This window comes from Micromonospora sp. ATCC 39149 (assembly GCF_000158815.1).
Lineage (GTDB): Bacteria > Actinomycetota > Actinomycetes > Mycobacteriales > Micromonosporaceae > Micromonospora.
Window position 1 is genome coordinate 4416961 of the sequence record NZ_GG657738.1, and the last position, 10902, is coordinate 4427862.

Annotated in this window: 10 protein-coding genes and 1 pseudogene; 8 read left to right on the forward strand and 3 right to left on the reverse strand. The window is 72.1% G+C overall.

Annotated features, from left to right (window positions below; genetic code table 11):
• The first annotated feature begins 418 nt into the window (after positions 1–418).
• Genes MCAG_RS19105 through MCAG_RS19120 form a run of 4 tightly spaced genes read left to right on the forward strand, consistent with a single transcriptional unit; the run spans position 419 to position 5134 of the window.
• Entirely contained in the window at positions 419–2263 is a 1845-nt protein-coding gene (locus MCAG_RS19105) for a phosphoenolpyruvate carboxykinase (GTP) (protein WP_007074627.1), read from the forward strand.
• A 37-nt stretch (positions 2264–2300) separates the two neighbouring features.
• Entirely contained in the window at positions 2301–3164 is an 864-nt protein-coding gene (locus MCAG_RS19110; RefSeq protein WP_036374235.1) for a hypothetical protein, read from the forward strand.
• 25 nt (positions 3165–3189) lie between these two features.
• Positions 3190–4332, forward strand: coding sequence for a geranylgeranyl reductase family protein (locus tag MCAG_RS19115; RefSeq protein ID WP_036374238.1), 1143 nt, complete (start codon positions 3190–3192; stop codon positions 4330–4332).
• Between the two features lie 31 nt (positions 4333–4363).
• Entirely contained in the window at positions 4364–5134 is a 771-nt protein-coding gene (locus tag MCAG_RS19120) for an isoprenyl transferase (RefSeq protein WP_007074630.1), read from the forward strand.
• 15 nt (positions 5135–5149) lie between these two features.
• Here the strand turns inward: MCAG_RS19120 and otsB are convergent.
• From otsB to MCAG_RS19135, 3 genes and pseudogenes are all read right to left on the reverse strand, one after another.
• Positions 5150–5975: pseudogene (otsB, locus tag MCAG_RS19125) on the reverse strand (trehalose-phosphatase).
• A 70-nt stretch (positions 5976–6045) separates the two neighbouring features.
• A complete protein-coding gene (locus MCAG_RS19130) occupies positions 6046–6399 on the reverse strand; it encodes a hypothetical protein (RefSeq protein WP_007074632.1) in 354 nt (117 codons plus the stop codon).
• A gap of 161 nt (positions 6400–6560) precedes the next feature.
• Positions 6561–7001 carry a helix-turn-helix transcriptional regulator gene (locus tag MCAG_RS19135; protein WP_007074633.1) on the reverse strand — a complete coding sequence of 147 codons (441 nt, stop codon included), beginning with the start codon at positions 6999–7001 and terminating at the stop codon, positions 6561–6563.
• 264 nt (positions 7002–7265) lie between these two features.
• On the opposite strand from MCAG_RS19135, the gene MCAG_RS19140 reads away from it, so the two are divergent.
• From MCAG_RS19140 to MCAG_RS19155, 4 genes are all read left to right on the forward strand, one after another.
• Complete coding sequence (locus MCAG_RS19140; protein ID WP_036374241.1) at positions 7266–7610, forward strand: hypothetical protein; 345 nt, start codon at positions 7266–7268, stop codon at positions 7608–7610.
• The gene (locus MCAG_RS31850; RefSeq protein WP_007074635.1) at positions 7607–8032 is read left to right on the forward strand and encodes a hypothetical protein; all 426 of its coding nucleotides are present in this window, start codon (positions 7607–7609) and stop codon (positions 8030–8032) included. The genes MCAG_RS19140 and MCAG_RS31850 overlap by 4 nt, the downstream gene beginning before the upstream one ends.
• A gap of 457 nt (positions 8033–8489) precedes the next feature.
• On the forward strand, positions 8490–9899 hold the full coding sequence (locus MCAG_RS19150; protein WP_007074636.1) for a PhoH family protein: 1410 nt from the start codon (positions 8490–8492) through the stop codon (positions 9897–9899).
• Positions 9900–10184: 285 nt separating this feature from the next.
• Complete coding sequence (locus MCAG_RS19155; protein ID WP_036374244.1) at positions 10185–10883, forward strand: lytic transglycosylase domain-containing protein; 699 nt, start codon at positions 10185–10187, stop codon at positions 10881–10883.
• The last annotated feature ends 19 nt before the right edge of the window (positions 10884–10902 follow it).

Here is a 10902-nt window from a genome sequence, read left to right on the forward strand (position 1 = left end):
TGAGTGGAGCCTAACCGGCCGTACGGCAATTCGTGGATCCTTTCGGGAATGCGCATTCGTGCACAGCTTCGCGCGTTCCCCCATGCTTCTCCGGTGTCACCCGTTCGCCCTTCCGCACCACCCGTCGCGCCTGGCCCGTACGTTCCCGCGCGGCTTGGACCTCGGCGGAGGCCGCAGAAGAGTTCGACGGAGGGCCACGGAAGAATTTGCGTGAAAGTGCTCGGGAAAGCGGGTATGAGATCGCGATGCCGCAGCGTGACCACACCTTGTGCAGTTCTTCACAACCAGTCCCACTGACTCGCGACGTCGCCCGGTTTACGCTGAGGCCACTCCCAGGTTTCCACGAAGACGACGCCTCGCGCCGTCACAACTCGTGCATCCCACAAACCGGTCAGCGTCGACCACAAGGAGATGTGTCATGGTTGCTCCGGCCACCGTTCGGGGTATCGATCAGGCCCCGACATCCCACCCCAAACTGCTCGCCTGGGTCCGAGAGGTAGCGGAACTGACCACTCCCGACCGGGTCGTCTGGGTCGACGGGTCCGACGAGGAGTGGCGCCGCCTCACCGACGAGCTCGTGGACAACGGCACCCTGATCCGGCTCAACCCGGAGAAGCGACCCAACTCGTTCTACTCCCGCACCGACCCCTCCGACGTCGCCCGGGTCGAGGAGCGCACGTTCATCTGCTCCAGCGACGCGGCGGACGCCGGCCCCACCAACAACTGGATGGCGCCGGCCGAGATGAAACGGACGATGACGCAGCTCTACCGCGGCTGCATGCGCGGCCGCACCATGTACGTCATCCCGTTCTGCATGGGCCCCGTCGAGGCCGAGAACCCCATGTTCGGCGTCGAGATCACCGACAGCCCGTACGTGGTGGTCTCGATGCGCATCATGACCCGGATGGGCGCGACGGTCCTGGCGGCGATGGACGACGACGCGGACTTCGTGCACGCGCTGCACTCCATCGGCGTCCCGCTGGCCCCCGGGCAGTCCGACGTCGCCTGGCCGTGCAACGAGACGAAGTACATCTCGCACTTCCCGGAAACCCGGGAGATCTGGTCCTTCGGTTCCGGCTACGGCGGCAACTCGCTGCTCGGCAAGAAGTGCTACTCGCTGCGCATCGCCAGCGTGATGGGCCGGGACGAGGGCTGGCTCGCCGAGCACATGCTGATCCTCAAGATCACCTCCCCGGAGGGGAGGGTCTACCACGTCGCCGGGGCGTTCCCGTCCGCCTGCGGCAAGACCAACCTGGCCATGCTGGAGCCGACCATCCCTGGCTGGAAGGTCGAGACGATCGGCGACGACATCGCCTGGATGCGCTTCGGCCCGGACGGCCGGCTCTACGCGGTCAACCCCGAGTACGGCCTGTTCGGAGTCGCCCCGGGCACCGACTGGAAGACCAACGCGAACGCGATGCGGACGCTGGAGCGCGGCAACTCCATCTTCACCAACGTCGCCCTCACCGACGACGGCGACATCTGGTGGGAGGGCATGGGCGAGCCGCCGGCGCACCTGCGCGACTGGAAGGGGAACGACTGGACGCCGCAGAGCGACAGTCTCTCCTCGCACGCGAACAGCCGGTTCTGCACCCCGATCACGCAGTGCCCGATCCTGGCGGACGACTACTACGACCCCAACGGGGTGCCGATCGACGCGATCCTGTTCGGCGGCCGGCGCCGGGACACCATTCCGCTGGTCACCGAGGCCCGGGACTGGGTGCACGGCGTTTACCTGGGCGCGACGCTGTCTTCGGAGACCACGGCCGCCGCGTCCGGCGCGGTCGGCGTGGTGCGCCGCGACCCGATGGCGATGCTGCCGTTCATCGGCTACCACGCCGGTGACTACTTCCGGCACTGGATCGAGATGGGTAAGGGCGCCAACGGCGACGAGGCCAAGCTGCCCAAGATCTACTACGTCAACTGGTTCCGCAAGGACGCCGAGGGCAACTTCCTCTGGCCGGGCTTCGGCGAGAACGCCCGGGTGCTCAAGTGGATCATCGAGCGGCTCGAGGGCCGCGCCGACGCCGTCGAGACCCCGATCGGCATGGTCCCGGCGCAGGACGCGCTGGACGTCGACGGCCTCGACATGACCCCGGAGGACGTCCGGATCGCGCTGAAGGTCGACCCGGACGAGTGGCGCGCGGAGCTGCCGCTGGTCACCGAGTGGTTCGAGAAGTTCGGCGACAAGCTCCCCGGCGTCCTCTGGGCCGAGCTCGACGCGCTGCGAGCGCGGCTCGACCAGGAACAACCGCGCCGGTAGGTGTATGGGTTGCCCGTACCGGGCACCATCGGATCCCATGAGGCCGGCCGCCGCGACCACCGAGGTCCGGCGGCCGTCCGCCGTCCGGGCCCTGACCACCCTGCTGGCCGTCACGGCGGCGGCCACCGTCGTGGTCGAGCTGCTCAACTGGTGGTACGCCCCGGAGCAGGGCTTCGGGCTGGCGGTACGCACCGGCTGGGCGATGCTCCGCTCACTGGGCTTCCTGCTGCTGATCGGGCACGTCGACCGGGGCCGCACCGTGGCCCGGCCGTTCGGGCTGATCCTCGCCGTCACCACCGTCTTCGCCGTCGGCCGGCTGGTCGTGCCGAGGCAGGGCGTGCCGCCGCTGCCGGGGCTGCTCGGCTTCGCCCTGCTCGCCGCGCTCTGCGTGGCCGTGGTCTGGCTGCTGTACCGCTCCGACGCGGTCGCCGGACACCTGGTCCGGCACCGCAAGGGCCTGGTCGTCGAGCGCGGGACGATCGCCTGGCGGGAGGTCGCCCCGAAGCGGCCACCGGTCGCCGGCTGGCTGCTGACCAGCCGGGCCGCCGCGTTCACGTACAGCCCGTTGATGCTCGTCCCGGCGCTGGTGGCCACCGGTGCCGTGCTCGACGGCCGGCCGGCCGCCGTGCCCGCGGTGCTGTTCTGGTTCGCCGCCGGGATCGCGACCAGCTACGTCGTGCTGTTCTGCACCGCCTTCCTCGTGCGTGGCCGGCGCTGGGCCCGCCGCCTGCTGGTGGCGACCACCCTCGGCGTGCTCGCCGTGGACCTGCCGCTGTGCTGGTGGCTGCTCGGCGTCGACGGCCTGGTCCGCGACGGCGCCCCGTTGCTCGCCGCCGCCGTCCTGGCGTTGTACGGGTTGTGGCGCGCCGGCCGGACGCAGGCCCCGACGACGCCGAGCTGAACGCGTGCGGGACACGGGAGGTGCCATGGGAGACGAGTACGACGTGGCGGTGGTCGGGGCGGGTCCGGCCGGGTCGGCCGCTGCGCTGGCCGCCCGCCGGGCCGGGGCCCGGGTGCTGCTGCTGGACCGGGCCGACTTCCCCCGGGACAAGGCGTGCGGGGACGGCGTCGCCGCGCACGCGCTGGACGTCCTCGCCGGGCTGGGCGTCACCGGGGCCGTCGACGGGTACGCCCCGCTGCCCCGGATCCGACTGGTCGGCCCCGGCGGTGACACGGTGGCGCGGGCGCTGCCCCGGCCCGCGTACACGGTGCCCCGGGAGGTGTTCGACGCCCGGCTGGTGGCGGCGGCGGTCGCGGCGGGCGCGGAGCTGCGCCGGCACACCGTGCGGGGGGTCGAGGCGCGCGACGGGCGGGTCGTGCTCGACGGCGAGGTCGCCGCGCGGGCGGTGGTCGGCGCGGACGGCGCGGGATCGGTGGTCCGGCGGGCGCTCGGCCATCCGGTGAACCCGAACCGCCACCTTGCCCTGGCCATCCGGGGGTACGCGCCGGCCCGGCCCGGCCCGCCCGAGCAGCTCATCGTCACCTCGGCGTCGCGCTGGCCGGCGTACGCCTGGTCGTTCCCGATCGGCGACGGGCGGGCCAACGTCGGGTACGGGGAGGTGTTGCAGGGTGAGCCGCTGACCCGAGCGCACCTGCTGGACCGGCTGGCCGCGCTGCTGCCCAGCACAGACCCGGCGATGGTGACCGCGCTGCGCGCCCACCACCTGCCGCTGTCCACCCACCGCCTCCCACCCGGACGGGGCCGGCTGGTGCTCGCCGGGGACGCGCTGTCGTTGATCAACCCGTTCACCGGGGAGGGGATCTTCTACGCACTGCTCTCCGGCGCGCTGGCCGGCGCGGCGGCAGCCGGCGACCCCGCCCACGCCGCCCGGCGGTACGCCGCCGCGCTGCGCCGCCGCCTCGGCGTACACCTGCGGCACAGTTCGGTCGCGGCCTGGCTGGCGCGCCGCAGGCGGGTCGTCGACGTCGCCGTCCGGGCGGCCCGGCGCGACGACCGGGTCTTCGGCACCGTCGTCGAGCTGGGCCTCGGTGACGGTCGGCTGGACGTCCGCACCCTCGCGATGATCGGCGTCGGTCTCTCGGCGCGGCATCGGCCACCGCGGGACTGAAACGCGCGGGGGGTCGCTACTCTGCAAGGTGATGACTCTGCGGAATCTCCTCTACTCCGTGTACGAGCGGCGGCTGACGGCCACGCTCGCGGGCAAGCCGGTGCCCCGGCACGTGGGCGTCATGTGCGACGGGAACCGCCGCTGGGCGCGGGAGATGGGCTTCGTCGACCCCAACGACGGGCATCGCATGGGCGCGGAGCGGATCAAGGAACTGCTGCGCTGGTGCGACGCCGCCGGCGTCGGGCACGTGACCCTGTGGCTGCTCTCCACGGACAACCTCTCCCGCCCGGCGGAGGAGCTCGACCCGCTGCTACAGATCATCGAGGACCTGTCGACCGAGCTGGCCGAGGAGGGCAACCCCTGGCGGCTGCGGATGGTCGGGGCGCTCGACGTGCTCCCGGCGCACCACGCGGCGGCGCTCAAGGCGGCCGAGGAACGCACCCGGGAACGCGCCGGCGGCGCCCAGGTCAACATCGCCGTCGGGTACGGCGGCCGGCGCGAGATCGCCGACGCGGTCCGCTCGCTGCTGCACGAGCACGCGGCGGCCGGCGGCACCATCGAGGAGCTGGCCGAGACGCTGGACGTCGACGACATCTCCGAGCACCTTTACACCCGGGGCCTGCCGGACCCGGATCTGATCATCCGGACCAGCGGCGAGCAGCGCCTGTCGGGCTTCATGCTCTGGCAGTCGGCCCACTCGGAGTTCTACTTCTGCGAGCTGAACTGGCCCGACTTCCGCCGGGTCGACTTCCTCCGCGCGCTGCGCTCGTACGCCAACCGGCAGCGACGCTTCGGCACCTGACCCCCGGGCCCCGGCTCAGCTGAGGCGGGGGACCGCCTCGGTGAGGAAGTCGCCGAGGGCGGCGGGGGAGTCGATCGTCATGTCGGCGGCCTCGGCGACCTCGTGGCCGGTCTCCGGGTTGGCCACGGCCACGCAGACCCCGAGGAACTCCGGGTCCGCAGCGGCGCGGGCGCGCAGCGCCGCGAAAGCCTTGATGTCGGAGAGCGTCGTCGCCGAAGTACCACGCGCCGCCGGCGTCCCGGACCACCTCGCCGATCACCATGCCCTTGTCCCGGTCGACCGGGGGCTTGATCTCCAGCACCATCCGGCCGGCCTGCACGCGCAGCCCGAGCCGCACGGCCTGGGCCTGGCCCCACTCCTGCACGATCGCGCCGAGTTGGGGGGCGGTGCGCCAGTGCAGCGCCACGGAGAGCCGCTTGAACTCCACCAGCGCGCCGGCCGGCAGCTCGGCGCGGGCGAGGTCGGCCAGCTCCCGCATGGTCGGCACCCAGGGCAGCGCCGCCGGCTCGGTGACGGTCTCGCCGCCGGAGTGGCTGTGCTCCAGGCCGTAGAGGCCGTAGAGGTCGACGCCGGCCAACCCGCCGAGGTGGTCGCGGAGGAACTCCACCGGGCGGGCGGAGACGATCGCGACCCGGCGCACCAGCGGCGCGAGGGCCTCGATCGCGGCCAGGACCTTCGGCGCGAGCTGCACCGCCGTCGGGTCGTCGTCGACGGGCGCCAGTGTGCCGTCGAAGTCGAAAAAGAAAACGGTGTCGGACGCCCGGCCGGCGGTCGCCCGCCAGGCCTGTTCGGCGTCCAGCGGGGTCGTCGGCGGTTGGTTGCCCAGATTCAACGGCGGCACGCGCGACAGCGTACCCCGGCTCGGGCCACTCATTCGTGGCCGAGACGTGGCTCTACCGCCAGGATCGGGGTCAGCGTTCGGCGGCTCCCCGGCCCCGGCGTCCGAACGGAACGATCTCGGCGTCCTGGCCGTGGCTGAGCAGGTACCCCTCCACGAAGCCGGTGTTCCGGTCCCCGGTGCGCGTCTCGATCTCGGTGAGCCGGGCCACCAGGAACTCGGTGAGCGCGCTGATCCGCTCGTTGAGCCGTTCGTGCAGCTCGGCGACGACGGCCAGGACGACCGCGGTGCCGGCGATGGTGAGGGCGAGGAGGTTGGCGACCAGGGGTAGTTCCCCGCCGCCGACCACGCCGATCACCACGTTGCCGGTCACGGCCGAGGTCAGTGCCGCCACCGCGACCACGACTGCCAACCACTTCAGGGTCATGGACAGACCCCTCCTTCTGTCCCGCAGGGCTGGGTTCGGCCTTGTCCCGTCCCCCCGCCGACGACGAGCCCAAGCAGTACGAACAGGACGCTAGCGTGCCCGTTCCGGCCCCGGAGCGAAACGATTGGGTACGTGCTTCCGTTCTTTCGCCATCTGAGGAACTAGCCAGCCCGTTTACCCCTTTTTCGGACATCTATCGGGAGGCTTGGGCGATACGCGAGATAACGAATGGTTTCTCGGATGTGGAACTTCTCCGCGTCGGAGACGTTCGGGTCGACCAGCCGGCGCAGCAGCGCCTCGACGTCCGGGTCCATCGGGGGCGGGGCGGTGGCCGCCCGGGGGGTGGCGGCCCGGTCCCAGCCCAACGCCGCGAAGGCGGCCGTCGGGTTGAGGCCGAGCCCCTCGCAGAAGGCGACCACCCGCTCGGCCTCGGGGTCGCTGGCCCAGTCGCCGCGGACCCAACGGTTGATGGTCTGCCGGGAAACCCCGGTGCGCCGGGAGACTTCGGTGCCGCTCCAGGCGCGCATGGCCCGCGCGTCGTCGAGGGCCCGGCGGATGAAGGCGGCGAAGGCGATTTTCCGGGCGTGAGCGCTCTCGGTCACCCCGTGACGGTACGGCCAGTCGGCCCCGCCGGTGGTGCCGGGCGCGCTCATGTCACGTGAATGTGACACACTTAATCGCCGCCGAATGCCCGACCGAAGGCCATTCAAGTGGGCTTAACCTGGGAGAAGATAGGAGTGGGTGAGTGTTCGGGTAATCGGACGAAAAGCTGATACTGTCACGTTCATGGGACAGTTTACCGTGTGTCACGTGCACGAGACGACTGGTGCTCGCAGGCGTCCCTTCCCTGTCGCGAGGGGGGCGCGGTGACCGAACTCGCCACCCGCGAGCAGGCGTTCGGCCTGGTCGCGGAGGGGGTGGCCGCCGGGTTGAGCGCGCCATGGCGCCTCTATCTCGCCCGGGGCTGCCGCTACTTGTCGCTCAACGTGGGGGACCGGGCGGAGTGGGACGCCTGGCGTACCCACCTCAACTGCCCGGAGCTCAGCGTCCGGGTCTACGACGCCGGCGGCGAGATCCGACGCTGCTCCCTCGCCGAGATCGTGCTGGACGGCTGCCGGATCAGCGTCGAACTGGTCGAGGAGATCAGCACCGACGACCTGGAGCGGCTGCTGGTCGCCGACCCCACCGGCACCGAACCGGAGGAGCGGTGAGCCCCTTCGTCGCGGTCGTCCTCGTCCTCGTCCTCGGCTCGGCCAGTTACGCCGCCGGACGGCTGCACGGCCAGCTCAGCTACCGCATCGGGTACCGGTTCGGGTACCGGCAGGGCTACTTCGACGGCGACCGGGGCGCCTGGAACCGCCGCCGCCGGGAGGCACAGGCCGCCATCGCCTCGGCCCTGGCCGGCCCACCGCCGGCCGTTGCGCGCGGCCCGGCCGTGCGGCAGGGCACCACGTACACCGGCTCCGCCTTCGCCGCCTCCGCCCCGCGCGCCGTGCCATCCCCGCCTGCGGGGTCCTCCCTGGCGGGCCCGGCCGGCGCTGTCGCGGTCGGCGCCACGGCCACGGTTGGCGCCACGGCCACGGCCACGGTCAACGGTCGGCACCCCGCCGTCCTGGTCCGATGGCAGAGCTGACCCGGCCGCCGTACCAGGTCCCGGCTGGTCGGCGGGCCCGGTCCCCGGTTGGTCGGCAACGGTCCAGGGCCGGTGGGTAAGCCCGGTTCCCGGCCGGTCGGCCCCGCCTGCGGGCCGGAGCGGCACGAGCCCGGTGCGCCGTCTGCGGCGGACGCGCACCGTCGGGGCCACGTCAGACCGGTGAGGTGGTCCCGCCGGCCGGGATGCGCGCAGGGGGCATGCATCCCGGCCGGTCCGCCGCCCGTACACCGCCTGTCTTCCCCAGATCCACGAGTCAGCCTCTAGCCGGGACGCCGCGGCGCGGCTAGCGTCTAGCCATGGCACGGGGTTCTCCCGGGCCAGCCGGCCAGCCCGGATCTGCGACCTCGCGCATGGGGCCCGCATCCGACCCCGTGTCCCCGGGCACCGGACGAGGCGGAACGCGGGTGGCCGGGTGCCCATCCGTCGGAGCAGGCCTGTGACGACTCGCCGTACCCCCGCCGGTGCCGACCAGACCCCGGCCGCGACTGCCACGACCCGCCGTGCCACCCGGAGCCGCCGCGCGGCGGCCCCGGTCGAGTCCGAGGAGCCCCGACCAGCCGGCCAGGCATTCGTCCTGGACACGTCGGTCCTGCTCTCGGACCCGGCGGCGTTCCACCGGTTCGCCGAGCACGAGGTGGTCCTGCCCCTCGTGGTCATCTCCGAGTTGGAGGGCAAGCGGCACCATCCGGAGCTGGGCTGGTTCGCCCGACAGTCCCTACGCATGCTGGACGAGCTGCGTGTGCGCCACGGCCGGCTGGACCGGCCGGTGCCCGCGAACGATGTCGGCGGCACCCTGCGGGTGGAGCTGAACCACACCGACGACGGCGTGCTGCCGCCCGGATTCCGCAACGAGTCCAACGACGCCCGGATCCTCTCGGTGGCGCTCAACCTGGCCGCCGAGGGGCGGGACGTGACCCTGGTGAGCAAGGACATGCCGTTGCGGGTGAAGGCGGCTTCGGTGGGGCTGCGCGCCGACGAGTACCGGCACGGCCAGGCCAGCGACCCTACCTGGATGGGCATGGCCGAGCTGGCGCTGGCCGACGACGAGATCGCCGCGCTCTACGCGGGCGAGACCCTAGACCTGGAGGGGGCTGCCGGGCTGCCCTGCCACACCGGCCTGGTGCTGCACTCCGGGCGCGGCTCCGCGCTCGGCCGGGTGCTGCCCGACAAGACGGTCCGGCTGGTCCGGGGCGACCGGGAGGCGTTCGGTGTGCACGGCCGCTCGGCCGAGCAGCGGGTCGCCCTCGACCTGCTGCTGGACGAGTCGATCGGCATCGTCTCGCTTGGTGGCCGGGCCGGCACCGGCAAGTCGGCGCTGGCGCTGTGCGCGGGGCTGGAGGCGGTGATGGAGCGCCGCCGGCACAAGAAGGTGGTCGTCTTCCGTCCCCTGTACGCCGTCGGCGGCCAGGAGCTGGGCTACCTCCCCGGCTCCGAGACGGAGAAGATGTCGCCCTGGGCGCAGGCCGTCTTCGACACCCTCGGCGCGGTGGTGCACGAGAACGTGCTGGAGGAGGTCATGGCGCGGGGGATCCTGGAGGTCCTGCCGCTCACCCACATCCGGGGCCGCAGCCTGCACGACGCCTTCGTCATCGTCGACGAGGCCCAGTCGCTGGAGCGGGGGGTGCTGCTCACCGTGCTCTCCCGGATCGGCCAGGGGTCGCGGGTGGTGCTCACCCACGACGTCGCCCAACGGGACAACCTGCGGGTGGGCCGGCACGACGGCGTGACCGCGGTGATCGAGACCCTGAAGGGGCACCCCCTGTTCGCGCACGTCACGCTGACCCGGTCGGAGCGGTCGCCGATCGCAGCGATGGTGACGGATCTGTTGGAGGAGATCCCGCTCTGACCGAGATCATGCCTTTCTAGTCCACTTTTAGGATGATTTTACCTGTGGTCCAGCTCACAAATGGGGCCGGTGGTTTCCCATCGGCCTCACTGTGCGCAATGGTGTCCCTCGAGCGTCCACGCACCGCAAAGATCGTCTTTCGTCGTTCGTCACCCGACGGCGGGGATCGGCGGCGGCGAGTGCGTCGGCTGCGACCGGCAGGGTCGGGGCGCTCACGGCGCGAACCGGGTCCCTCCTCGGGTCAGGGTCGCGCCGTGTCCTTGCCCCCGACGAAGGGATCACTTCGTGAGTCGGCTGTGGAGCCGGTTCGGCGCCCGTACCGCCGCCGTCGCACTGCTCTCCGTGGGCGTTGCCGGCGGCTTCTATCTGGGCGAAGACCGGGAAACCCAGCAACAGGGCCTGACCGCGCAGGTCGGCCTCCAGGTGGACCAGGCCGAGTTCGACTACCAGCGCGAGCGGCAGGCCCAACACCGAATCAGCTCCGCCAAGCAGCGGGCCGCCGAATACGAGGCCGAGCAGCGCGCCACCGAGGCCGCGAAGGAGGCCGCCGAGCGGGCCCGCGAGGCCGAGGCGGCGTCCCGCAAGCGGGAGCGCGAGGCGGCGGCGAAGAAGGCCGCGGAGAAGGCGGCGGCCAAGGCGAGCAAGCCGTACGACGGCCCGATCCCCGCGTCCTGCAACGAGTACGGCGGCAACCGGAAGATCGGCTGCGCGCTGATGATCGACGCCGGCTTCGGCATCGACCAGTTCCCGTGCCTGGACAAGCTCTGGACGAAGGAGAGCGGCTGGAACCCCAGGGCCCACAACTCCTCCTCCGGGGCGCACGGTATCCCGCAGGCGGTGCCGGGCAGCAAGATGGCCTCGGTCGGCGACGACTGGGAGACCAACCCGGCCACCCAGATCAAGTGGGGCCTCGGCTACATCAAGGGCCGGTACAACACGCCGTGCGCCGCGTGGAGCCAGTCGCAGAGCGAGGGCTGGTACTGATCCCCTGAGCACGGTGACG

What these genes read in the sequence shown, in the direction of transcription:
- MCAG_RS19115 (WP_036374238.1), top strand. Translation starts at nt 3,190, where the DNA reads ATGGGAGACGAGTACGACGTGGCGGTGGTCGGGGCGGGTCCGGCCGGG.
- MCAG_RS19110 (WP_036374235.1), top strand. Translation starts at nt 2,301, where the DNA reads ATGAGGCCGGCCGCCGCGACCACCGAGGTCCGGCGGCCGTCCGCCGTC.
- MCAG_RS19120 (WP_007074630.1), top strand. Translation starts at nt 4,364, where the DNA reads ATGACTCTGCGGAATCTCCTCTACTCCGTGTACGAGCGGCGGCTGACG.
- MCAG_RS19130 (WP_007074632.1), bottom strand. Translation starts at nt 6,399, where the DNA reads ATGACCCTGAAGTGGTTGGCAGTCGTGGTCGCGGTGGCGGCACTGACC.
- MCAG_RS19105 (WP_007074627.1), top strand. Translation starts at nt 419, where the DNA reads ATGGTTGCTCCGGCCACCGTTCGGGGTATCGATCAGGCCCCGACATCC.